Annotated in this window: 22 protein-coding genes; 8 read left to right on the top strand and 14 right to left on the bottom strand. The window is 59.0% G+C overall.

Annotated elements, in window-relative coordinates; translation table 11 throughout:
* Positions 1 to 8: 8 nt before the first annotated feature.
* From eboE to HNQ65_RS08930, 4 genes are all read right to left on the bottom strand, one after another.
* On the bottom strand, positions 9 to 1,193 hold the full coding sequence (gene eboE, locus HNQ65_RS08945; RefSeq protein WP_184339180.1) for a metabolite traffic protein EboE: 1,185 nt from the start codon (positions 1,191 to 1,193) through the stop codon (positions 9 to 11).
* 132 nt (positions 1,194 to 1,325) lie between these two features.
* The gene (locus HNQ65_RS08940; protein WP_184339179.1) at positions 1,326 to 2,018 is read right to left on the bottom strand and encodes a 3-keto-disaccharide hydrolase; all 693 of its coding nucleotides are present in this window, start codon (positions 2,016 to 2,018) and stop codon (positions 1,326 to 1,328) included.
* 85 nt (positions 2,019 to 2,103) lie between these two features.
* Positions 2,104 to 3,579, bottom strand: a complete 1,476-nt coding sequence (locus tag HNQ65_RS08935; protein ID WP_184339178.1) for a sigma-54-dependent transcriptional regulator — start codon at positions 3,577 to 3,579, stop codon at positions 2,104 to 2,106.
* Between the two features lie 61 nt (positions 3,580 to 3,640).
* Positions 3,641 to 4,363, bottom strand: coding sequence for an isoprenyl transferase (locus tag HNQ65_RS08930; RefSeq protein WP_184339177.1), 723 nt, complete (start codon positions 4,361 to 4,363; stop codon positions 3,641 to 3,643).
* A 126-nt stretch (positions 4,364 to 4,489) separates the two neighbouring features.
* Here HNQ65_RS08930 and HNQ65_RS08925 point away from each other — a divergent pair, with 126 nt between their 5' ends.
* The gene (locus HNQ65_RS08925) at positions 4,490 to 5,722 is read left to right on the top strand and encodes a hypothetical protein (RefSeq protein WP_184339176.1); all 1,233 of its coding nucleotides are present in this window, start codon (positions 4,490 to 4,492) and stop codon (positions 5,720 to 5,722) included.
* A gap of 58 nt (positions 5,723 to 5,780) precedes the next feature.
* Here HNQ65_RS08925 and tatC read toward each other — a convergent pair whose 3' ends face one another.
* Genes tatC through argH form a run of 3 tightly spaced genes read right to left on the bottom strand, consistent with a single transcriptional unit; the run spans position 5,781 to position 8,949 of the window.
* A complete protein-coding gene (gene tatC / locus HNQ65_RS08920) occupies positions 5,781 to 6,932 on the bottom strand; it encodes a twin-arginine translocase subunit TatC (protein WP_184339175.1) in 1,152 nt (383 codons plus the stop codon).
* Between the two features lie 39 nt (positions 6,933 to 6,971).
* On the bottom strand, positions 6,972 to 7,574 hold the full coding sequence (locus HNQ65_RS08915; RefSeq protein ID WP_184339174.1) for an NUDIX hydrolase: 603 nt from the start codon (positions 7,572 to 7,574) through the stop codon (positions 6,972 to 6,974).
* Between the two features lie 4 nt (positions 7,575 to 7,578).
* On the bottom strand, positions 7,579 to 8,949 hold the full coding sequence (gene argH / locus HNQ65_RS08910; protein ID WP_184339173.1) for an argininosuccinate lyase: 1,371 nt from the start codon (positions 8,947 to 8,949) through the stop codon (positions 7,579 to 7,581).
* Positions 8,950 to 9,145: 196 nt separating this feature from the next.
* Here argH and HNQ65_RS08905 point away from each other — a divergent pair, with 196 nt between their 5' ends.
* From HNQ65_RS08905 to HNQ65_RS08890, 4 genes are read left to right on the top strand one after another with little or no spacing between them, the layout of a single operon-like run.
* Positions 9,146 to 9,385 carry a FeoA family protein gene (locus HNQ65_RS08905; protein WP_184339172.1) on the top strand — a complete coding sequence of 80 codons (240 nt, stop codon included), beginning with the start codon at positions 9,146 to 9,148 and terminating at the stop codon, positions 9,383 to 9,385.
* Positions 9,382 to 11,466, top strand: coding sequence for a ferrous iron transport protein B (feoB, locus tag HNQ65_RS08900; protein ID WP_184339171.1), 2,085 nt, complete (start codon positions 9,382 to 9,384; stop codon positions 11,464 to 11,466). The genes HNQ65_RS08905 and feoB overlap by 4 nt, the downstream gene beginning before the upstream one ends.
* A gap of 13 nt (positions 11,467 to 11,479) precedes the next feature.
* Positions 11,480 to 11,608, top strand: coding sequence for a FeoB-associated Cys-rich membrane protein (locus tag HNQ65_RS08895; protein ID WP_184339170.1), 129 nt, complete (start codon positions 11,480 to 11,482; stop codon positions 11,606 to 11,608).
* 21 nt (positions 11,609 to 11,629) lie between these two features.
* Positions 11,630 to 12,487 carry a nitrilase-related carbon-nitrogen hydrolase gene (locus tag HNQ65_RS08890; protein WP_184339169.1) on the top strand — a complete coding sequence of 286 codons (858 nt, stop codon included), beginning with the start codon at positions 11,630 to 11,632 and terminating at the stop codon, positions 12,485 to 12,487.
* Here the strand turns inward: HNQ65_RS08890 and HNQ65_RS08885 are convergent.
* Positions 12,484 to 13,332 (bottom strand): L,D-transpeptidase, encoded by an 849-nt coding sequence (locus tag HNQ65_RS08885; RefSeq protein ID WP_184339168.1) that lies wholly within the window; start codon positions 13,330 to 13,332, stop codon positions 12,484 to 12,486. The two genes, HNQ65_RS08890 and HNQ65_RS08885, sit on opposite strands and share 4 nt — an antisense overlap.
* 168 nt (positions 13,333 to 13,500) lie before the next feature.
* Here HNQ65_RS08885 and HNQ65_RS08880 point away from each other — a divergent pair, with 168 nt between their 5' ends.
* Positions 13,501 to 13,983 (top strand): GNAT family N-acetyltransferase, encoded by a 483-nt coding sequence (locus HNQ65_RS08880; protein WP_184339167.1) that lies wholly within the window; start codon positions 13,501 to 13,503, stop codon positions 13,981 to 13,983.
* A 79-nt stretch (positions 13,984 to 14,062) separates the two neighbouring features.
* Positions 14,063 to 15,658, top strand: coding sequence for a DEAD/DEAH box helicase (locus HNQ65_RS08875; RefSeq protein WP_343076554.1), 1,596 nt, complete (start codon positions 14,063 to 14,065; stop codon positions 15,656 to 15,658).
* On the opposite strand, the gene HNQ65_RS08870 is transcribed toward HNQ65_RS08875, so the two are convergent.
* On the bottom strand, positions 15,627 to 16,433 hold the full coding sequence (locus HNQ65_RS08870; protein ID WP_221306090.1) for a glycosyltransferase family 2 protein: 807 nt from the start codon (positions 16,431 to 16,433) through the stop codon (positions 15,627 to 15,629). The genes HNQ65_RS08875 and HNQ65_RS08870 overlap by 32 nt on opposite strands.
* 271 nt (positions 16,434 to 16,704) lie before the next feature.
* On the opposite strand from HNQ65_RS08870, the gene HNQ65_RS08865 reads away from it, so the two are divergent.
* Entirely contained in the window at positions 16,705 to 18,111 is a 1,407-nt protein-coding gene (locus HNQ65_RS08865) for an O-antigen ligase family protein (RefSeq protein WP_184339166.1), read from the top strand.
* On the opposite strand, the gene HNQ65_RS08860 is transcribed toward HNQ65_RS08865, so the two are convergent.
* The 5 genes from HNQ65_RS08860 to HNQ65_RS08840 all read right to left on the bottom strand — a co-directional run bounded on the left by HNQ65_RS08860 (position 18,112) and on the right by HNQ65_RS08840 (position 23,296).
* Positions 18,112 to 18,780, bottom strand: coding sequence for a response regulator (locus HNQ65_RS08860; protein WP_184339165.1), 669 nt, complete (start codon positions 18,778 to 18,780; stop codon positions 18,112 to 18,114).
* 132 nt (positions 18,781 to 18,912) lie between these two features.
* A complete protein-coding gene (locus HNQ65_RS08855) occupies positions 18,913 to 20,079 on the bottom strand; it encodes an acyltransferase family protein (RefSeq protein WP_246437978.1) in 1,167 nt (388 codons plus the stop codon).
* Entirely contained in the window at positions 20,069 to 21,469 is a 1,401-nt protein-coding gene (locus HNQ65_RS08850) for a glycosyltransferase family 4 protein (RefSeq protein WP_184339163.1), read from the bottom strand. The genes HNQ65_RS08855 and HNQ65_RS08850 overlap by 11 nt, the downstream gene beginning before the upstream one ends.
* Positions 21,466 to 22,548, bottom strand: a complete 1,083-nt coding sequence (locus HNQ65_RS08845) for a polysaccharide biosynthesis/export family protein (protein ID WP_184339162.1) — start codon at positions 22,546 to 22,548, stop codon at positions 21,466 to 21,468. Before HNQ65_RS08845 ends, HNQ65_RS08850 begins: the two co-directional genes overlap by 4 nt.
* Before the next feature lie 64 nt (positions 22,549 to 22,612).
* On the bottom strand, positions 22,613 to 23,296 hold the full coding sequence (locus tag HNQ65_RS08840; RefSeq protein WP_184339161.1) for a response regulator: 684 nt from the start codon (positions 23,294 to 23,296) through the stop codon (positions 22,613 to 22,615).
* Positions 23,297 to 23,336 lie beyond the last annotated feature (40 nt).

The following is a 23,336-nucleotide window of genomic DNA, read 5'->3' as shown; positions in this document are numbered from 1 at the left end:
GCTAATGATCAGGATGATTTGATCGTCAGATTTCGACTAGCCATTTCGGCCAGCGTCCACTCGTACTCGCGAACGAGCTGATCCACGACATCTCCGCTGCGCATCTCCTGCGGCAGGACTTCCCAGGTGTAGGTCTCCATCTCGATATGCTGGCACTTGGTGGGGTTTTGAGCCAGCCAGTCCATGGCTCCGATCAAGTGATCTCGTGTGCTGTCAAAACCACCGCCGGGCTGGGCATGGATGGGGATGTGGAAATGCACGCGCCATTCCTCGCCCAGACTGCCGGGGCTGGTGGCGGCAAACTGCAGAGCGTCTGGCAGATCTTTGAAGCGGCGCAGGGGCTCTTCCTTGCCATAGCTGGCGATGACCTGATGGAAGTACACCGGCTCGTCAAAGGCGTGCAGCTTGGCCACGTTTTCGGGGGTGGGCTTGAGCTTGAGCGCGGAGCTGAAGTGCAGCTTGCTGAGGCGGATGCCGTTTTCGGTGATGCGCTTGAGGGCGGTCTGCGCGTCTTCAAACTCGATGGCCAGGTGGCAGGTGTCGTAGTTCAGACCCACGAATTTGAGGAAGTCCCGGTCCTGCGGATTGCGGTCGAAATAGAGGCCGAAAAACTTCAGCGTTTCGCCGCTGGTCTCAAACAAGCCGAGGGGCTCGGGCTCCAGTCCGAGGTGGAGGTCGTGTCCGCTTTTTGAGGCTACTTTCTCGATGTGTTCGCGGCATTGGCGAAGATTGGAAAAGATGGCCTGCAACTCATCGCCGCCCACATTGAAAGTCTTGTGGGAGCCGGGCAGGGTGCTGACGCTGCCGCTGACGCCGGGGGGGAGCAGTTGCGCCAGGATATCAAAAAGGAGATTGGTGTATTCGAGCCGCTCCGGAGTGCTCCAGTCCGGCTTGAAGACGTGCTCCTTGACGCGGGTGCCGTGGAAGGAGCCGTAGGGGAAGCCATTGATGGTGAAAACGTAGCAGCCATTGGCTTCCAGCCAGGCTTTGAACTCGTCAATTTTTCCCGGTGCACTGAGCTCCTGGGCGGCCTGATGGCTGAGGCGCAGGCCGATGCCGTAGGGCTTGCCGCCGCTGACGCGATCCTTCACACGCAGGGTGTAGTTTTTGAGGCCGTTCCAAGTCTCCTCCCACGTTTCGCCGCGGTGGATGTTGGTGCAGTAGCCGAGATGGATGCCGTGGTTGAGGAGCATGGTGCTAGGTGCTCAGAACGAAGCCCCGCGTCAAATGAATCGTCAGGCAAGTTGGCCCGCCGAATGAGCACAAAAAAGCGGGCGTCCTGTCCAGACGCCCGCTGCGGTTAGATAAGTTTGAGTGTCAGCTAATCAGGGAAGCACCTTGACGGCGATTTCCTTGTAGTAGGTGGTGCTCTTGGGGTCGTGGCCCTGGATGGCAAAGGTGCCCTCGCTCAGCTTGCGGCCGGGCATGTTTTTCAGCTCCTTGGCGGGGTCCCAGCCTTCGGGCTCGATGAACTCGACGGTGGTGACGCCATTGACGGAAAGGGTGATTTTCTTGCCTTCCACCTTGATGATGTAGTCAAACCATTCGTCGTCCTTGCTGGGGGCGAGGGGGACCTTGATGTGTTTGCCACCTTCGGGTTCCTTCTGGCCTTCCAGAAGGGCGAGGATGTTGATGACACCGTAGAGGCTACCGGTTTTTTTGGGGTCGGTGTGGGTGCTGTTCACCTGGCACTCATAGCCTTTGTCCGGCCAGCCCTTGTCCTGATACTGGGTGTGGAAGTAAACGCCGCTGTTGGAGCCGGGGGTGGTCTTAACCTTGAGTTTGAGCTCGAAATTCTTGAACTTGGCGTCTCCGTTTGGGCCGACGTAGAAAAGATGGGCGCGACCGCCGCTGACTTTGAGTTCGCCGTTTTCCACGGTGAAGACGCCGGGGACTTCCTCATTGGACTTCCAGCCGGAAAGGTCTTTGCCATTGAAGAGCGTCGTCCAGCCATCTTCGGCCTGAGCGGAGGTGAATGCGATGGCCGCGAGTGCGGCAAGCGTGAGTTGTTTGAGCATAGGAATGCGAGTTACGTCGGGTTGGTTGTGTGTCTAACGAATGAAATGTCCCTGGTTTTCGGGGACAAAACAGAAGGGGGTGATCCTAGCTTGCCTTTTTGGCCTTTTTGGCGGCAGGTGGAGTGCTAAGCTGAGAATCGACGGCTGCCTTCTTCACCGCGGGTGCGCTGAGATGACTCTGCAGAGCCTCGGTATTGACACCGAGGAACTTGGCAGTGCGGTCTGCGTCTTCGCCAAAATGGCGGTAGGCCAGGCGTGAGAGCTCGCGCTCCACCCAGGGGAGCAGCTCGATATCCGGCGTTTTTTCCGCCACACTGACGAGCATGCTGAGGGCATCGCGCATGCGGGTGACGGTGCTGGAGGGGTCCATGTGGCGGGCACCCTTGCTGCCGAGGGGGATGTCGGAGGGGAGCAGCACGTCCGAATTGCACAGGGCGCAGGCGCGCTGGATGGTGTTTTCGAGTTCGCGGACGTTGCCGGGCCAGTCGTAGGCGTCGAGCATGTCGAGCGCATCGTCGGTGAAGCGCATCTGCGGGCCGCGACGGCGGGAGGAAAGGCGGTGGAGGAAGAACTCGGCCAGGAGGCGCACGTCTTCGCGGCGCTCGCGAAGCGGCGGGATGTGGATGCGCACCACATTGAGGCGGTAGAAGAGGTCCTCGCGGAAATTGCCCTTGGCGACTTCCTCTTCGAGATTTTTGTTGGTGGCAGCGAGCACGCGGACGTCGGTTTTGAGCGTCTGATTGCTGCCGACACGGGAGTACTGGCCTTCCTGAAGAACGCGCAGGAGCTTGCTCTGCACGGCGAGGGGCATGTCGCCGATTTCGTCCAGGAAAAGGGTGCCGCCATCGCACTGCTCGAAACGTCCGACGCGCTGATTTACAGCGCCGGTGAAGGAGCCTTTTTCATGGCCAAAGATTTCACTCTCAAGAAGATTGTCAGGGATGGCCGTGATGTTGATGGCCACGAACTCCTTCTGAGCACGGGGGCTGAACTTGTGGATGGCCCCAGCGACGAGCTCTTTGCCGCAGCCGCTTTCGCCCGTGATCATCACTGGCGCATCGGAGCGGGAAACGCGGCCGATGAGCTTGAACACCTCCTGCATGGGGGGCGAGCGGCCAATGATGGTCTCCTGGATGGACTCAGTGGGCACCTCGGCGTTTTGTGCGCGGGTGACCTTGCGAGCCTCAATGGAGGAAAGGGCGCTTTCGACGACGGTACGCAGTTCGTATGGCAGGCGCTCCTTCGCCAGCACGTCGTAGGCGCCGAGACGCATGGCTTCGATGACGTGGCTGGTGGTGGCGGTGCCGCTGAAGAGGATTACCATCGACTGCGGATCGGTCTGGCGCAGACGTTTGAGAAGCTCGATGCCATTGGAACCGTTGAGGCGGACCTCTGAGAGGAGGAGGTCCGCCCGCTTTTTGACGTAGGATGCCAGGGCGTCTTCTCCCCGCTCGAAAGTGCTGATGGAAACGCCCGGTGCTTTCAGATGGGCCGCAGCCCAAGCAAGAAAGTCGGTGTCAGGATCCACGATGATCAGGTGGGTGTCCGGGTTGTCTGGCATTCGGGCGGGATGGTTGGTTGGTTGGCGTTATCGCAGCAATTGGGGGACAGGTCAACAATCGTCATACACCACCGAACCGGCGGTGACGCTGGTGGAAGGCTCGGATGGCGGTTTTCAGGTCCTCTTTTGAGAAGTCCGGCCAGAGTTTTTCCGTGATGTAGAACTCAGTGTAGCTGACCTGCCAGAGGAGGAAATTGGACAACCGCATTTCACCCGAGGTTCGGATGAGCAGGTCAGGATCCGGATAGTAGCGCGTGTAGAGGTGCTTGCTGAAGACCTCGGCGTCGATCATGGCCTTGTCCAGGTGGCCGCTCTCGACGCTGCGGAGCAGGCTTTTGACGCCGTCCACAATCTCCTCCCGCCCGCCGTAGCTGAGAGCCAGGATGAGGGTGAGGCCGGTGTTTTGGGAGGTGGTCTCGATGCAGCGGTGCAGTTCGTCCTGGCAGGACTGAGGCAGGTCGTGCAGGCGGCCGATGGCCTGAAGGCGGACGTTTTGCTTCATCATCAGCTCCAGTTCGCCGCGCAGAAAGATTTCCAGCAGTTTCATGAGCGCCTCGACCTCGCGCTTGGGCCGCTTCCAGTTTTCGGAGGAAAAGGCGTAAAGGGTGAGGAATTCGACGCCGATTTCGCTGCAGCATTCCACGACGCGGCGCACGGTTTCAGCCCCCATGCGATGGCCCTCAGTGCGCGGGAGGCCGCGCTCCTTCGCCCAGCGGCCATTGCCGTCCATAATCATGGCGATATGGCGGGGGACGGGCTTCAAATCATCGTTAGGGCGACTCATGCGAATGGAAAATTTACCGCATGACGCTGTCTGCGCCAGAGATTCTGTGATCGTACCGCAGATGTGGCGGAATGCAGCAATCTGCTCGCGCAAGTCACCCCGCATGAGTTAAGTTTTTTGCGCACGATGAATTCCGGCACCACAACAAGTCTGATCTGTCCTGCCTGCGGGCAGGCATTTCTCTCCATGCAGCAAAGCATGGAGGGGCCGGTGCAGTGCCCGCACTGTGCGCATCATGCGCCACGGAATTATTTTGGCACGTACGCGCAGGTGGCTGCCGTGGCACAGGTGAAGAGACGGACAGCGCAGCCGTACCAGCTTCAGCCCGAATATCAGCCGCCGCCTGAGGCGCAGCCGTTTCCGCCAGATTCTAGCGTCCATGGCCCCCCGGGCGCGTGGCAGGCACAGGTGCCACCAGCAAGCATAGCGCGCCAGATGCTGCAGCCTTCGCAGGCGCTGCAGCCGGTGGGCGCGCCGCCCCCGGCTCTGGAAGAGTTTGCACCGCCAGCGCATCTGCGCTCTTCGTCCTGGCGAAACGCCTTGATCATGCTGGCCTTCACTGCGGTGTGTGGCATAACCTTATGGTTTTGGTGGGACAGAGTGAATGCTCCTGCGGAGCAGCCTGGGGGCATTTCGGCGGCCAAAGCTGAGGTGCCGAGTCTGCCGGTCCCTGTGCAGCCGCAGGTGGCGCGTGCCCAGTTTCCTCCGCCGGACACCGCTGCGATTGCCGCCGATGCAAAGGCTCTGGTGACGGAGCTGTTTGCCGCAGACTCGGCCGTGCGTCGTGCTGCGTGCATTCACGAGGCCGAAAAGTTTGGTGCTGAAATTGAAGCACTCTTTGGTGGGGGCGGGGCGCAAAAAACGGAATTGAGACTGCTCGCGCGCATCAACGGAATGCCGCTGCTGCTGCCCAGCGGCCAGCCAGTTCCCCTATTCCGCCTGGTGACCTCCACCTGTGCCAATGGCGCTCTGATCCGCCTCGAAGCGGGTGCGGATGGCAAGCGCCGCATTTTCTGGCCGCTGCTGTATGAAACGCACATGGCCAAACTGGAGGCCTTTTCAAGGCAGGCGGCGGATGAGCCGGGTTGGTTTCATGTGGGCATACGGCCCAGTCATGGGCTGGACATTCCAGCGGAGCTGCGGCCCAAGTACCTCACGTTTGATGTGCAGGTCGCGGCGGGCGGCGAACCCCATTTTGTGGCCTGTGTCGAGCGCGAGACTCCGCTGGGGCGGTTCCTGGATCGTGAAACGGACTGGGGCAGGGCGTATCTGACGCGTCTGCTGATGCGCAAACTGGACATTCAGGCTGATGCCCCAAGCTTTCTGGTGATCGACTGCGAGGGAGCTCCCGAACGCTGAAGAGGCACGGGTTTTTGACCCGTGCCTCCATGAAGTTTACCATTACGACTGCTGCTGCTTACGGCTGGTGCGGCTGATCACTGGCGCCTGAGTTTTTCTCGTCCTCACGGGCGAGCTCTTCCAGAGTCTTTTCGCGGGCCGGACTGTCTGACGGATTTTCATCCTCCTCCGGCATCTTGGAGCTTTGGTCTTCCCCGAGGTATTCGGAGTCAGCGTGCTCGACTTCAGGCGGTGGCGCGGAAGGCTTGGCGGATGGGGACTGGTAATCGTCCTTTTCATCCTCGTCATCGTCTGCCGTGGACCACGGATTGTAGTTTTCGTTGTCCCAGTCGTCGTTGGAGGATTGCTCCAGTTCCTTCGCGTCCTTGTCGATTTCGGCGTAGTACTCCGGATAGGCGGCGCGGTCTTTCTTCTCCATGAAGTAGGCCAGCCAGATGCAGGTCTCGTAGAGCACATACAGCGGGCCCGCCAGCACCAGCATGGTGAAGGGATCCGGCGTGGGTGTCACGATCGCGGCAAAGATGGCGATGGCCACGATGGCGTAGGAGCGCGTGGTGCTCATCAGGCGGTAATTCAGGAAGTCCAGCTTGACCAGCACCATGACGATGACCGGCAGCTCAAAGGCCACGCCGAAGAGGAGGATGAAGCGTGTGGCGAACTTGACGTAGCCATCGAGCCGCCAGCCGTTGCTCATGCCCAGGCTTTCATTGAAGGTGTAGAAGAACTCCAGCGCCTTGGGCAGCACCACATAGAAGGCAAAGCTGGAGCCTAGCAAAAAAAGACCAGCACCAATGCCGATGGCAGGAAAAAGGGCCTTTTTCTCCGACTGCTTCAGCCCCGGCAGGATGAACTGCAGCAGAAAGAACAGCAGCAGCGGGAAGGCGAAAATGACCGCTGCGATCAGGGCCAGATTCATCACCATGAGGAAGCCTTCCTGAGGGGTGAGGATCTGCAGCATGTTTTTGAGATCCTGCTCCGTCTTGATGACGCCAGTGGCCCAGAGCGGGTGCTTGATGATGGCGAAAAGCTGCTCGTAGAAGCAGAAGGTGATGATGGTGGTGACGAGGAGTGTCATCGCCATGCGCACGATCATGGTGCGCAGATCCTCGAGGTGATCGAGGAAGGGCTTTTCCTCATCGTTTTCGCCGCCCAGATTCAGGGCGACTTTTTCGCGAACTTTGAAGACTTTTTGGAGAATGCCGGACCACATGGGAGTTGGATGGGGTGAGGGGATTGCGGGTGCATAGGACTACGGCAGTCCTTGGGCCGCGATCCGTGCGTAGAGTGCCAGCGTCAAGGCGTTGGTGATCGCATTGGCAGCAATCATCCCACGCAGTTCTCCCGCGCTGACAAACCGCACGTCGCTGATGTGCTCGCTTCCATCCGGTTCCGGACGGCTGACGACACACACGGGCTTCGCCGTAAAGAGATAAACGATTTCATCGGTGAAACCTTGCGAAGGAAAAAACCAGCCGAGGGACTGCAGTGTGCCCAGGTCGGGATGGAGAGCGCAGCCGCACTCCTCACGCAGTTCATTCTGAATGGTGTGGATGATGGACTCGCGTGTCACTTCGCTGTCGATCTGGCCGGCGGGAAATTCCCAGAGGGTCTGCATCACGGGCAGGCGCTCCTGATGTACCATGACCAAGCGGCCGTCCTCCAGAACAGGGGCAATGGCTACGGCGGCTTTGCGCTTCACGACCATCCAGGGGACTTCGGTCTGGCGGTTGGGGGTCTTGAAAAACGCCTTTTCGACTCCGACGTGGCGGTTGTCGAAAAGCACCTCGCTGCGGGTCTTGTGCCAGCCGGCTTCGGCACCGGGCTTGTAGATTTCAAATTCCGGGATCTGCATGCCGTTACTCGGTGGTGAGGGCTTTGCGCCAGCGGGCCAGCTGCGATTTTACATTCTGTGGCGATGGTGCGCCGATGCCCTTGCGTGCCGTCATGGCGGTTTCCAGGTTCAGGCAGGCGGTCACATCGGCGGCAAAGGCCGGTGAGAAGCGCTGGAATTCCTCCAGGGACATTTCGCCAAAGGCGCGCTGCTGCTCGATAGAGTAGGCCACGAGCTTGCCGATGACTTCATGGGCCTGTCGGAAGGGGACACCGTGGTTGACGAGGTAGTCGGCCAGGTCCGTGGCCAGCAGCATGGGGTCGCTGGCTGCGGCGGTCGTTTTGGCGGCGTTGACATCCATGCCGGTGATCATCTCGGTGAAGACTTCCAGCGCTAGAGAGATGGTGTCGATGGAGTCAAAAAGCGGCTCCTTGTCCTCCTGCAGGTCGCGATTGTAGGTCATGGGTAGGCCCTTGATCAGGGTGAGGATGCTCATGAGGTTGCCGATGAGGCGCGCAGATTTGCCACGGGTGAGCTCGGCCACATCCGGGTTCTTTTTCTGCGGCATCAGGGAGGAGCCTGTGGTGTGGGCATCGCTCAGAGTCACGAAGCCAAATTCGGCGCTGGCCCAGAGGATGACGTCCTCGCTCAGGCGAGAGAGATGCACGCCCAGCATGGAGATGGAGAAGAGCAGTTCTGCGACGAAATCGCGGTCGCTAACGGCGTCCATGGAGTTCTGAGTCACGGAATCGAAGCCGAGGTGCTGGGCCACAAACTCGCGGTCCAGAATGATCGTGCTGCCGGCCAGAGCGCCGGAGCCTAGAGGCATGACATTGAGCCTTTTGCGACAGTCTGCCAGGCGGTCTGAGTCTCGATTGAGCATCTCCACATAGGCGAGCAGATGGTGGGCAAAGAGCACCGGCTGCCCGCGCTGAAGGTGGGTGTAGCCGGGCATGACGGTTTCGCCGCCACGCTCGGCGCATTCGACGAGGGCTGCCTGCATGGCGGAGACGAGGCTGCGGATACGGTCGATCTCGGCGCGGCAGTAGAGGCGCACATCCGTGGCCACCTGGTCATTGCGGCTGCGGGCGGTGTGGAGCTTGGCACCGGCGGGGCCGATGCGCTTGGTCAGCTCGGATTCGATGTTCATGTGGACATCTTCCAGCGACTCCTTGAACTCAAAATTTCCGGCTTCGATCTCCTGGCGGATGGCCAGCAGGCCGGTTTCGATCTGCTGCTGCTCATCGGCCGTCAGGATGCCCGCTTTAACCAAGCCCTTGGAATGAGCGATGGATCCGGCGATGTCATGGGCATAGAGGCGCCAGTCGAAGGACACTGATTCTCCATAGCGCTGAACGAGAGCGCTGGTTTCCTGAGCAAAACGGCCTTTCCACATAGATTTTTTTAGAGGGCGCGCAGACTAGCGGCTTTCAGACCCCGTGCAACCACCACAGCAAAGAGGAGAGCCCTGCCCGGCAGGTCGGGAAAGGCGCAAAATCTGCGCAAAGTCCGCATTTGCCAGGTCTTCAGTTCTTGTTAATCTCGTATCAAAATCTGCGACAGAGTCTCAATTGCAGAACCGTTTCCCATTCATGCACGCCACCACCCTTGCTGACTTACCCGTTGGCTCAGACGCCATCGTCAAGGAAATGCCTACTGGGCGCTCCTGCCTCACACGACTGCGCGAGATGGGCATCGTGCCAGGCACCCGAGTGCGGGTGACCCGCCGTGCGCCGCTGGGCGAGCCGATTGAAATCTGCGTTCGCGGCTCCCACCTTTCCATGCGCAACCATGAGGCGGCTTTCATCGCCATCGCTCCCGCCGCCGCATGAGCCAGGCCAAGTCTGAACCACCTCTGATCGCCATCGTGGGAAACCCGAACTCCGGGAAAACCACGCTTTTCAACCTGCTGACCGGGCTGAAGCAAAAAGTGGCCAACTACCCTGGCGTGACCGTCGAAAGAAAGATCGGCGAGTGCTACAGCCAGCACGGCAAAAAGCTGCGCCTGATCGACCTGCCGGGCGCTTATAGCCTGAACGCCCGCTCCCCAGACGAGGCGGTGCTGCGTGACGTGCTGCTGGGCCGCCGGGAGGACACTCCGAGGCCTGACCGCGTGGTGTGTGTGGTGGACTCCGCCAATCTGGAGCGCAATCTCTACCTCGTGAGCCAGGTGCTGGAGCTCGGACTGCCGACGATTCTGGTGCTCAACATGATGGATGTGGCCGCACAGCGGGAGTGGCGCATCGATGCCGCCAAATTGTCCGAACTGCTCGGCGTGGTGGTGGTGCAGACCCAGGCGGTGTCCGGCAAGGGGCTGATCGAGCTCAAGCTGGCTCTGAGTCGCGAAGACCTGTCCCTGCCAAAGTGGCAAAGCGCCAGCCTGCCAGATGGCGTGCGTGCGGCGCTGGAGCAGAGCCGTGGGCCGCTGTGCCAGACCGGAGCCATTCATAGCCGTGCCTCGTTGCTGGAACCGCTTTACCTGCTCTCTGATCAGGACCCGACGCATTATGGCATCGCCGATACCCAGATTCGAAGGATTCAAGAACTGCGTAGCCAGATGGAGAGCAGCTTTCCGGGCTGGGAAGACGAGCTGGTGGCCGAGCGCTACCGCAGCATCGAGCAGCTTTGCGCCCAGGTGCTGAAGAGACCAGATCAGGAGATCGAGACGATCACCACGAAAATCGACCGTGTTTTGCTGCATCCAGTGCTCGGGTTCGTGAATTTGATGCTCGTGCTGGGGCTGCTTTTCTTTCTCATTTTCAAGGTGGCCGAGGGGCCGATGGGGTGGATCGAGGCCGGATTTGGTTGGCTGGGGACCTACGTGGAAGGGCTGATGTCCGCCGGTGATCTGCGGGATCTCATTGTCAACGGAGTCGTGCCCGGAGTGGGCGGCGTGGTCATCTTCCTGCCGCAGATTTTGATTCTGTTTTTCTTCATCGGAATCATGGAAGACACGGGCTACATGTCGCGCCTAGCCTTCATCATGGACTGGGCCATGAGCAAGGTGGGGCTCAACGGCAAATCCTTCCTGCCCTTCCTCAGCTCCTATGCCTGTGCGATTCCTGGAGTCATGGCGGCGCGTACCATCGACAGTCCCAAGGACCGGCTGATTACCATCCTCATCGCGCCGCTGGCATCGTGCTCGGCGCGTCTGCCAGTTTACTCGCTGCTCATTGGGGTGCTTTTCCCAGTGGGCAAGGTGGGGGCTCTGACGCAGGCGGGAATCATGCTGGGGCTGTATGCTCTTGGCACTCTCGGGGCCTTCTTCTTTGCGTGGGTGTTCAACAAGTGTGTCATGAAAGGAGTGGCCAGCCCCATGATTCTGGAGATGCCCTCCTACAAGATGCCTGCGCTGAAATCCATCCTGCTGCAGGTATGGCAGCGGGCGCGCATGTTCCTGGTGCGTGCCGGCACGATCATCATGGGCATTTCCATTTTGATCTGGGCGGCCTCCACCTATCCGAAAAGCGCCAGCGAGGACAAGGCGCTGCAGCTGGAAAACAGCTTTGCAGGCCGGGCTGGCAAGCTGATCGAGCCCGCCATCGCGCCGCTTGGCTACGACTGGAAGATCGGCATCGGGCTCATCGGCAGCTTTGCCGCACGCGAGGTGTTCAATTCCACCATGGGCGTGGTTTATGCCGTGGAAAGTGAGGATGATGACAACCTGGCCCCGCTGCGCGACAAGCTGGCCGCTGAGCGCCGGCCCGATGGCAGGGCGGTTTACACACCGCTCGTGTGCATCAGCCTGCTGGTGTTTTATGTCTTTGCCATGCAGTGCGTCAGCACCATCGCCATCGTGAAAAGGGAAACCGGCAGCTGGAAATGGGCTCTTTTTCTGCTCGGATACATGACCGGAACGGCGTATGTACTGAGTCTGCTGATCTTCCAGATCGGGACCGCACTAGGCTACTAAACGCATCCATATCATGAACCAGGACTGGCAATCTATCGCCGCGATCGCTGTCGTTCTTGTCACGGCCGTGCTTTTCATCGCGCGCTCCGCCAAACGCCGGAAAAAGCCGGGATGCGGCGGGAGTTGCGGCTGCGGAAAATGAGGCGCAATGTGGCGCACAGCCATGTTAGAAATAGACCTTTGCACGTTTGATCCCGGTGTGGCCGCCAGTTCGCCTGCGGCTTTTGCTGCTGCGGTGGCGGATTGTGTGGAAGCCTCTTGGGATACCGGGGCGGATCTGGTGCTGCTGCCGGAGTTTACCTGGGTGGGGCTGGAGCCGCTGGTGGAGCCGCAGACGCTCAAGCGTGTGTCCGATGTCTTTTGGGGTGAGGTGCTGCCTGCGCTCAAATCTCTGCTGATGCGCCCGGGCAAGGCGGTGGTGCTTGGCACGGTGCCCTTCTGGGACGAGGAACGGAAGGAACTGCGTAACAGGGCCCCGATTCTAGTGGAAGACCGCCTGCTGCATCAGGACAAGCTGCATCTGACTCCTTGGGAGTCGGATTTCGCTCCTGGGACAGAGCTGCGCTTGTGGGAGTTTGCGGGATTGCGTTTTGCTGTGGTGATCTGCCTGGACATCGAGATCCCGGAGATCAGCGTCAAGCTGCGTGGTGCAGGAGTGGATGTGGTGCTGGTGCCGAGCGCTACAGAAACGGTGCTGGGAGTGGAGCGGGTGGACCGCTGTGCCTCAGCTCGTGCCGTCGAGCTGGGCTGCGTGGTGGGGGTGTGCCATCTCACAGGCAGGGCAGAGGCCGGCCTCATCGATGAAAATGTGGGACGCACCGCCGTGTACCGGCCCTCGCAGGCTTCATTCCGCGATGCACCGCGCTGGGAGGAGAGCGAGATCTACGAAAACGGCATTCACAAGCAGCGGTTGGTGCTTGATCCTAGGCAGCTCCAGATCATGCGGCGTATGCCACAGGAGACCAATCCGTCCATGCTCAAAACTCTGCCGACTTTCTCGCTGGTGGATGTGGGAGCTTAAGCCTTGGCCTTGGTCTTGTGGGATGAGCGGCCAGCCACTTTGGTGTCCGCCTTGGACTTGGATGACTTGGCCTTAGAGGCAGGCTTTGTGGAGTCCGTTTCCGTCTTCGCTTTAGAGCGGGCTTCATTTTCTTCGGCACGCTTCTTTTCAGCATCACTCGCCATGACGCGTCCCACCTCAAGTGGTTGGGAGGAGGTGGTGGAAGGAGCGTTTAGGGAAGGAGAACCATCGTCGGCGATCAATTCAGAGGACACCGGCTTTTCCTTCTCGCCTGGAGGGAGTGAACCTTTGGTGATGACGACCTTGGCTCCTACGTTCACCGTATCGAAAAGGTCTACCACATCTTTCATGCCCATGCGCACGCAGCCGTAGCTGGCGGGCTTGCCAAGGCGGTTTTCCTCGGTGGTGCCGTGGATGTAGATGTAGCGGTTAAAAGCGTTGCGATTGGTCTCCTCCATGCCGCGCAACCAGAGGATGCGCGAGACGATCGGGTCACGGCCTGGGGCATTTGGCTTGAGGACTTCGCCATTCCAGCGGCGGCTTTTCAGAACTGCGCCTGCGGGGAGGCCTTTGCCGATTTTGGCGATGATCTCGTGCTCGCCCAGCGGGGTGCGGTTGCTGCCTTGTTGGTCACCGAGTCCGAATTTGGAAGTCGAGATGACATACTGCTTCGTCAGCTTGCCATGGTCGTAGATGCCGAGCTTTTGGTCTTTGACGCTGACGACGACATCTCCCTTGGGAGGGACGGAGGTGCACTGGCTGAGAATTCCTGCCAGTAGCAATGCCCCTGCAGCCTTGATCAGGCAGCTGTAGGATTTACTAGAACTCTGGCTAAAAAGCAGCATGGGCCAGAAGAATGATATAAGCTAAGATGTTCGCAACTCTGAATTAATAATAGAGATCAACGCCAATCTCCACGCATCTATTTCGCAAGACGCGTGCCATTTGGACGATTGATGCTTGTCCGACGAGGCAAAATGCCACTCTTTTTCCCATCTTCAACCCCCACAAACATGGACGAAGCCCCCCTTATTATCCGCCCTTATCAGGATCAAGACCTGCAGCAACTGCGCCAGATCACCGTGGCATCCTTTGGCAGCGTGGCTCTGGAGCAGATGCTGGAGCACAAATTTGGGCTCTGGAACAGCCGGGACTGGAAAGTCCGCAAAGCCAGCCATATCGACGATGACGTGGGCCTCTGCCCGGAAGGGTGCTTTGTGGCCGAGCGTGGGGGAGAGATCCTGGGCTACATCACCACCCGGCTGGACCGGGTCAATGAGCGGGGGCGGATTCCCAACATCGCCGTGGTGGAAAGTGCGCGCGGGCTGGGTCTGGGGCGGCGGCTGATCCAGCATGCGCTGGACTACATGAGGGAGGAGGGCATGAAGATAGCCCAGATCGAGACCATGGCCTCCAATGCCATCGGGCAGCACCTGTACCCGAGCTGTGGCTTTGAGGAGGTGGCCCGCCAGGTGCACTATGCGATGAAACTCTGACCACCCGCCTAGGCTGTCTGCGGGTTTGCATTGTCCCCCAAACTGGCCGATAGACTGCCTTTTACCTCCCAAAAAGATTGTGACCACCCCACGCAGAACCGAACACGCCCCGAAGAAACCCTCCCTTTTCAGCCGCATCAAGGAAGGCCTGAAACGCGTCATTGGCCGGGGTAAGAAGAAGGATGCTCCCGCGAGTGCCAAGGGGCACTCCCATGCCAAAGATCACCATCCCGCCACCATTCACGCGCACAAGCGCCCACATGACGACAAGCCCCGGGAGCACTCACCGCGCCCGCCGCGTGAAGGACGTCCGCCGCGCGACCGTGGGGAACGCCCTGAGCGTGATGGACGCCGCAGCTCCTCTCGTGGCCGGGATGACAAGCGCCCTGCGCGTGGTCCCCGCGAGGACAAGCCTGTGCGTGAAAATCACGCGCCAGTGCCCCCACCGCCCGCTCCGCCTGTGCCCGAAGGCCCCTATCCAGAGGCATTTGAGGTGCTGGGTCTATCTCCGGCCGTGCTGGCCGCCATCCGCGAATCGGGGTATGAAAAACCCACGACCATTCAGGAGAAATCCATCCCGATTATTCTCACCGGCAAGGATCTGGTGGGAGCTTCCCAGACCGGAACTGGCAAGACCGCTGCCTTTGCCCTGCCCACGCTCACTCGAATGGGTGCGCCAGGCAAGTTCCGCGTACTCGTGCTGGAACCCGTGCGCGAGCTGGCCGCCCAGGTGGTGGAGCAGTTTGAAAAATACGGCAAGCACACCGGCCTGCGAGTGCTCCTCGTCCATGGTGGCGTAGGCTACGAAAAGCAGCGCAAGGGACTCCAGCAGGGAGTGGACATCGTCGTGGCCACTCCAGGACGTCTGCTCGACTTTATGCAGGAAGGTGTGGCCGATCTACGCGATGTGGAGGTGCTGATCCTCGACGAGGTGGATCGCATGCTGGACATGGGCTTCCTGCCTGATGTGCGCCGTATCGTGGAAAAGACGCCGACGGCCCGCCAGACGCTGTTTTTCTCCGCCACGATGCCTCCGCAGATCAAGAACCTGGCGGATTTTGCCCTCAAGGATCCGGAGAGTGTGGAAGTGGGCATTCGTGCCTCCACCGCGGAAACCGTGAGCCACTACATGTACCCCGTGGCCAGCGACCAGCGCATGGAGCTGCTGATCGCCATCCTGAAGCAGACCCATTTCGAGAGCGTGATGATCTTCACCCGCACCAAGGTGCAGGCGGACCAGATCTATGGCGAACTGAAGCAGCTGGGAGAATACAAGGTGGCGGTGATGCACTCAGACATCGGGCAGCGTGACCGCGAGCGCGCCCTGCAGGGCTTCCGAAGCGGTGAGTTTGAAATCATCGTCGCAACTGACCTGGCAGCACGTGGTCTGGATGTCAGCAGCGTGACCCACGTGATCAACTACATGGTGCCAGAGCATTCCGAGGACTATGTGCACCGTATTGGACGCACCGGCCGTGCGCAGAAGGAAGGGGATGCCTTTACGCTCTTCGCCGCCGACGAGCTTATGAATGTGGCCTCCATCGAGCGTCTCATCAGTCAGAAGATCGAGCGTCGGAAGCTCGAAGGCTTCAACTACAAATACACCACCGCTCTAGACGACGAAGACCGCGCCCGCGCGATCCTCACCGGCCGGAAAAAGAAGAAGCGGCGGTAAAGCGCATCAGGGCCCAGGCCTTGAGGCGGTCATAGTGCAAAGCCGGCGGGGAGGACTCCCGCCGGTGAAACAACAGTGAGGAAAGCAGCTGCTGGATGCTGCCCCGCACTCCGAGCCATGCCACGCGAAGCTGATATCTGCGCGCAAACAGGAACACGAGGCGTGCAAAGTCATACGTGCGGTCATGGCCGCTGCGTTCGTAGCCGAAGCGCAGCTTAAGACGCCTGCAGACATGCCCGCGGCGCAGCTGCTCAATGGCCCAGCCGTAGTCTTCCGCTGTGATTAATGTTTCATCAAACGGCACGGACTCCCAGGCGCTGCGGCGGATCATGCCCATGCTGTTGCTGTAGATGGAGCCGAACTTGAGACCCTTGGCACGTAGTTCATCCCATGTGATGGAGTCGCTGTAAAAGGGATCGTCGTCCCACTTGGCGCTGATGCAGGCGACGCGAGGGTCAGCGAAAGCTTCGAGCATGCGCTCGACGGCATTGTCCTCATCCAGCGTGGTGTGTGAGCTGAGCACGAGGACGAGATCTGTGTGGATGTTTTTCAGCCCATAGTTAAGCACACGTGCATGATGATAAGGCTCCGTCCATGAAATGACCCTGCCTCCTGCCTGCTCGATCAATGCCGCCGAGCCATCAGTGCCGCCCGTGTCCACGCCGAGGATGAAGAGAGGCTGGACGGTCTGAGCGTGGAGCCGCTGCAAAACTCGGGGCAGTGTGGCGGCGGAATTTTTGAAGCGGATGAGAACACCGATGGTAGGACGGCTCATAGAGTGCTTAGCGGAGATGGTGGATTGAGCCAAGCCTGCCAGTCCAGCTGACCGGCCCGAACCGGCTGCAGCAGAACCAGAAGCGGCTCTTCAGTCGAGGTACCATAAGTCAGTCTGCGCATGGAGAACGGTAAGAAATACCTTATAGCTGAGGAATGCCTCACTGCAGGCGTGGGTCACCACCATACACTTTCCAGCTCCGTGTTGCAGGCTCAAAAGTCCCACAGTTGAGGGGGGTGAAAGAGCCTGTGGTGGAACCACATTTCCTGTGTTGAAAGACCTGATCAAAATCATCTTTGCGCTCCTGCTATATGGAGGGCTGGCACCGCTGCTTGGAGTGGTGCTGGCATCTCGACGTACCTGGCAGCGGGGACTCTTCGGGCTGATGATTTTCATGCCGACGCTGCAACCTGGAAGATTCACGCTGATGATCGACAGCATTGAAAAATACCGGGGGCATGCCAAGGGCTATGAAATCTCCCTGATCGAAGTGTTCGCGATCGCATTGATCATCGCTGTGGCGCGAAGTCCGCGTGATCCTTTGGTACCTGTGAGAAAAGGGCTGCCTCCTGGCTCGTGCCTTTATGCCATGTGGGCGGTGGCTGGGCTGATGTCTGTTTTTAATGCCTGGGACGCCTCGCTGGCTTTCATGGCTTTTTCCAGATTTGGCAAAGCCACGCTGATCTTTGTGGCCGCCGCCATGTATCTGCGGGATGAAAAGGATCTGCGTGCGGCACTTACAGGACTGGCGCTCAGTCTGGTGGTGCAGGGTTGGATCTGCATGAAGATGCGCTACCTGGAGGGCTATTTTCAGATCAAGGGGTGGTTTGAGCATCAGAATCCCATGTCCATGTGGGCCTACATGACAGCGTGCGTGGTATTTGCCGCCGCCTTGCACAAGGAGGTGAAAGGACGCCTGCTCTGGCTGTGCCTGGCGGCTTTTGGTGCAGCGGGGCTGTGCGTGCTGCTGTCTGTGTCCCGTGCGGCACTGGCAGCCTATGCGGCAGGCGCGGGTATCGTGCTGGGCATGGCGTGGCTGCGTGGTCCCGGGCTGCGAACAGCTCTGTTTTCCGTGATGGGAATGATCGGGGCTGTGCTGGTGATGATGTTTGCCATGGACTCGCTCAACTCACGCCTCAAGGAGGTCAAAGAGAGCAAGGAGAAGAACGCCGAGGACCTGCGTCCGGTGCTGAACCGCCAGTGCAAGGCCATGCTCAATGACTACCCGCTGCTGGGCATTGGCTGGAACAATTACGGCATCGCCAACAGCCGTCCGCGTGGAGCAAAATACAGTGCTGTGCTGGAGGAGTGGGATGAGAGCCGCGGCTTTGCCATCGTGGATGAGCTTTACTGGGCAAACCCTCTGACGGAGAGCTTGTACTGGCTGCTTCTGGCTGAGAACGGCTGGACGGGCTGGACACTCTTTCTGCTATTTGAAGCAGCCACGCTGTGGTGCGCTTTTCGAGCGTGGCGCTACTATGATCAAAGCCTGATGGGATATGTGGCCTTTGGCATTCTGGTGGCGCTCTCCATCTGCTATCTGCATGGCACGGTGGAACGCATCCTGACGCAAACAAAGAATCTCTCTCACTGGCTCATGCTTGCCGGCATGGTGTCCGGGATGGAGATGAACCGGCGGGCGGCAGTCCGAGTTCGCAAACAACCGCGTGCGAGGTGATCAGAAAGCGAGCACGGGGCCCTGCTGATTTTTGACGTATTTAAGCACCGCCTCTGTGCGAGACCTCACCTTGAGCTTTTGGTAGATCGTCTTGAGATAGTCCCGGACGGTTTCATAGCTGATGCCCATCTCATAGGCGGCTTCCTTGGCGCTGAGGCCTTTGACGAACAGACTCAGGAGTTCATTCTCACGATGGGTGATGCCGGGAATACGCGGGGGCTGGGCGGACAGCTTGGTTTGGAAGGCCGAGATGACGACACGAGAGATGGTGGGGCTCAGCGGGCTGCCACCTACTGCGGCCGTGCGAACCGCCTCCAGCAGATGATCAAGAGGAGCAGTCTTCAAGACGTAACCGCAGGCTCCTGCCTTGAGCGCGGCGAACACCTGCTGCGGAGTGTCATCCCCAGTGAGCATGACAAAGGCGGTCGCGGGCATATGAGACTCGACCATGTGCAGGAAGTCGATGCCTGTCTTTCCTGGAAGCTTGAGATCAAGAAGCACGACGTCCGGTCGTGTCTCCATGATAGTAGCCAATGCTTGTTCAGCATTGTTAAATACATTCACCAGATCAAAGCCCTTCTGAGGAACCAGCACTTTTTTTAACAACGCCTGAAACAAGGGGTCATCTTCGACGCAAGCGACACGAATGAAAGGGCGTGAGGTATTCATGACTGAGAGAGGATCAAAAGACACACGGAAAGTGTGGTACTTCTGAAAGTTCCGAATGAATCAACGAAACCGCAAGCTGAGGTGACGCCAAACGGGCTTTTAGCTCAAGAATGAATCGAGGTTTAGTATTCTCTAAGCGTGATTCAAAGCCAATCCTGATGATTGCTTATGTTGAACTGTCGGCGCAGCGCCACCGAGACGTCGTCTCAACCGCAGGAAGGGGCGTTCGACCCCATGATGAATGATCCATGAAGAGGCCAGGCTAAGTGCAAAGGCCGCCATGCCGCGGAGCATCATCAGCTGAAGATGGCTGAGATGCATGGAGTCTGGCAGGCATTCTTCCATCAAAGCCAGCAGCAGTGAATGCGTGAGATAGAATGCATACGAGAACACACCCAGCCTGCTGACCCAGCTCCAGTTTAAAAACCGCAGGAGCGGGCTGTCATGGAAGCGAATAACGCAGATGAACACAGGCATGAGAGCCAGCCCCTGGACCGTGTAGCGCCAAGTCTCACGGAAGGGGACGCTGCGGATGAGGAAGGAAGCCAGCAGCAGGGCCACGCATGCCGGCAGCAAAACAAAGAGCCAGTGACTGCGGCGGATACGTGTGCTGTCGAGCGCCGGGTTTCCCCACACCGCCAGCGCACAGCCAAAGAGCAGGCCATCGAGACGGGTATCGGTGCCATGGCAGGTGCGGGGGTGGTGCGCTGAGCCTGAGTGAAGGTCGATGGCAGAAAACTGATGCACGAGCAGCATTCGCCAGACGAGCACTGCGGCGCAGAGTGTCAGCAGCAGGGCAAACTGGTGGCTCCGATCTGGAAGGACACGCCGCATACCGAGATAGAAAAAAGGAAAGACAAGGTAGAAGTGCTCCTCCACTGCCAGGGACCACAGCACCTCTGTGCCAGGCGGCTGGAAACCGCCATGAATCTCCCAGTAGTTAGCGGCGAAAAGAGCCTGGGCCGTGAAGGCCTGAATGTGAGATCCTCCGGGCAAGACTCCTGATGCACAGAGCAATGCTATGAGGAAGAGCACGAGATAAAAGGGCGGCAGGATGCGCAGAGTGCGCCGGAGAAAAAACTGACGAAGATTGACGCCCCCCGTGCGCTCGCATTCCATCCGCAGCAGCGTGGTGATAAGGTAGCCGCTGAGAAAGAAGAAAATGGTCACCCCAAACAAACCAGGCACTACATGAGACAGGCCGGCATGACTGAGAAAGACGATAAGGATGGCCACAGATCGTAGACCATCCAAAGAAGGGATGTGAAATGAAACCGGACCAGTTGCTTTAGAATCCATGACCAGGAACAAGTAGAGATTCGGGAATGGTGTCGACGGCTTGAACGACGGAGTCCTGGGTGTGAACAAAGCCCATGGGAGTGCCCCAGTCTGGCTTGGTGCTGCGAAGGCCCAGCACCCAGCGGTAAACTTCGAGGATCTGCGTGGCCTTGGCCTCCCAGGTGTAGTATTTGCGCACGTGAGCCTGGGCCAGTTCACCGGCACTTTTCAGCTGGGCTGGATCATTCTTCAGCTCTGTGAGCAGCTGACGAATACGGCTCACGATGTCTTCGCGTGTAGTCATCGGAAGGACGTAGCCTGTTCCAGGAGGCACGAGTTCCGGAGGGCCTCCGTGATCCAGCACCACGGCCGGGATTCCGAGCGCCATGGCTTCGAGCACCACACCGCCTCCAAATTCACGGATGCTGGGGAAGACGAAGAGATCGCTCTTGCGAAGACGAGAACCAAGCTGGGCATGAGGCACCCAGCCGTCCATGCTGACTCCAGCAGCGATGCCCTCGTCGGCCACCATTTTCTGCAGGCGTTCGCGCTCAGGTCCGTCGCCGATGATATCCAGGTGCAGGCTGCCGCTGCGAACCAGCGGTGCAGCTGCGGTTAGAAGCATGTCCACGCCTTTTAGTGCGACCAGCCTGCCTACAAATGAGATACGCAGCGGGCGGGACGTTTCACTGTGCGTGGTTTTCGGATTCAGCGGGAATTTTTCGAGATCTACCGCATTCTCGGGCATAAAAACCACGCGTTGCATCAACTGCGAGGGAATCTCGCGCAGAGTAGTGCGGGATGCGGCGAGGATAGCGCTGGCCGATTCCCGGGTTTTGCTCAAGCCACGAGAGAAACGGTGCAGTGTGCGCAGTCGGCCTGCACCATCCCGCTCTTGCTTGCGCAGATCGTCGAAGCCCTTGGGCCACGGGACCCCGCCGTTCAAGGGACCCAGAACAAACGGCACCCCTATCTTTTTCAACCGGGGGGCGATCCAGCTGGCGGTGGTGGGAGAGAGTGGAAGCACACGGTGCACGAGATCAAACTCTCCTGCCTCCAAGCGCGAGCGGAAGGCATGCCAGAGCTTACGCTCAAAGAAAGGATAAACGAGATTGGAGAACAAGGCATAGAGGCTCCAGCTAAAGCTGCCTTTGCGACTGAGTTTACTGGCAAGACTCCACGAAAGGTGCTGCAGACGTCGGTTATTGATGGCGGTAAAGTCGCGTCCCTCCACCATGCCTGCCTTGAGGAAGTCGTCTCGGTTACGCCATTCAGTGACGATGTGAGCATCCGTCACCTTGGAAATGGCCTGGGCGCAGGACCAGCCGACCAAGGCCGCGCTGGTAAGAGCTGGGTTTGCCGCTTCGACAATAATGAGCGGGCGTATGCGGGATGAGGGCTTGTGCGTCATTGGTTTGAACTGCTTCCGGTGCCGCCGATGTTTACATTCACACCGATCGGGGTGGCATGTGCCGAGCCTGCGGCGTTGCCTTCGTTGGCTGCCACCAAACGGGTGAAAGTGTTGACAGCGTCATGCAGGAATCCGCCGGGAGACATGCTGCCGGCACCTGGTATGTAAACGATGTCGCCGGGTTCAAGGCGTACATTGGTGGACCTGCCCTGAATGATGTCGCTGGCATTGACGGTGGCGATCTTAGGCTCAGTCAAGGAGCCGCGAACGATCGTCACATGAGCCAGATCTGCATCGAGGCGTATGCCGAGGCCACGACCGAGCGCGGTGATCAGATTCATCTCGTTCATGAAGCCAACGGGTCTTGGCTCGGTGACTGCGCCCAGAACATAAATCTCATTCGTGAGGGCGGATGGGAGGTATATGAAATCATCTGGCTCCAGATAGATGTTTTGACTCAGGTCGCCTTCGCGGATGAGTTTTTGAAAATCCACCGGCAGCGTCTTGCCACCACGGATCAAGAAACTATGGCTGAGGTCCGCCAGCTCTTCAGTGGTGCCAGTGAAACGGGAGGTGAAGAGACCGCCTGCCTGGGTGACGGCATCAAGAACTCTCAGCGGGCGGTTCAGTGGATAGATTCCGGGAGCATTTACTCGTCCAAGCACCCAGACGCGCTGGCTGCTCACCTCGCGCAATGTGAGGCTCACCTGGGGCTGCTTGTAGTAGCGAGCCAGCAGCTTCTCCATCTCTTCCCGCAGCTGAGTAGTGGTTTTGCCTTTTACATCAATGCCTGGCAGCAGATCAAAATAGACTTTGCTGTCCGGGGTGACGAAGGTGTCTGTTCTAGTGCCCGTTTCCCCTAGGATTTCGATTTCCAATTTGTCGCCTGGCCCCAGGGCGAAAGGTCTGGGCGAAGGTTTGAGCCACTCAGGCTTGATGGGCTCCTGGCGCTTTGTCTGGGTGAAAGCAGCAGTGGTGGTGGAGGCATCATTGCGAGCATCAAATTTTTTCTGCTCCTTCATCAAGGCGCAGGAACTGAGAATGAGCACGCAGCAGGTGGCCAATACAGTGGCTTTCATGCCAAAAATTTCCCTGCTCTGGACTACAGTCTCAACCCCCGCAGCTGTGGGGAAGCTGTGGAGGCTACTTTGTCTGATCGAGGTATTTGAGAACAGCCTCAGTGCGTGAGCGCACATGCAGCTTGGCATAGACAGCCTTGAGGTAGTCACGCACGGTGGAGTAGCTGAGGCTCAGCTGGTCGGCCACTTCCTTGGGCACCATGCCCTTGGCCAGGAGATCCAGGATCTCGCTTTCACGCGGAGTCAGGCCTGGCATGCGTTTGCGCTCTGTTTTGGCTGGAGCTTGAAACGACTGAATGAGCATGCGCGCTATTTCCTGGCTCAGCGGAGCACCGCCCGCATAAGCCTGGCGGATTCCCGCGACGATCTCCGCAGGCTTGGCGCTTTTCAAAAGGTAGCCGCTGGCTCCGGCTCGCAAGGCGGCAAAGACCTTTTGCGGATCATCATGAATGGTGAGCACTAAAAATGCCGTGGCTGGCATGCGTGGGGACAGATGGCGGATCAAGTCCATGCCGCACATGTGGGGTAGCTCAAGGTCCACGACCACCACATCAGGGCGGGTATCTAAAAGGGGCTTGGCAGCAGCCTCGGCGCTTTCCCAAGCGCCGGAGAATTCAAGCTGTGATCCCGGCTTAGAGACAAGCTTTTGCAAAAAAAGACGCAAGGTCGGGTCGTCCTCGATGATGGCCACATGCAAAGCTCTAATCTCAGAAGGTGGCGTGGATTTGGGCCCCAAAGTCGCGATCATAGGACAACATCAGGTTAAAGATTGGAGTGGCAATGGGAGG

The sequence above is a fragment of the Prosthecobacter vanneervenii genome (genome assembly GCF_014203095.1).
GTDB classification, from domain to species: Bacteria; Verrucomicrobiota; Verrucomicrobiia; order Verrucomicrobiales; family Verrucomicrobiaceae; genus Prosthecobacter; species Prosthecobacter vanneervenii.
Note: the sequence above shows the minus strand (reverse complement) of the source record. Positions and strands in the feature narration are given on the sequence as shown.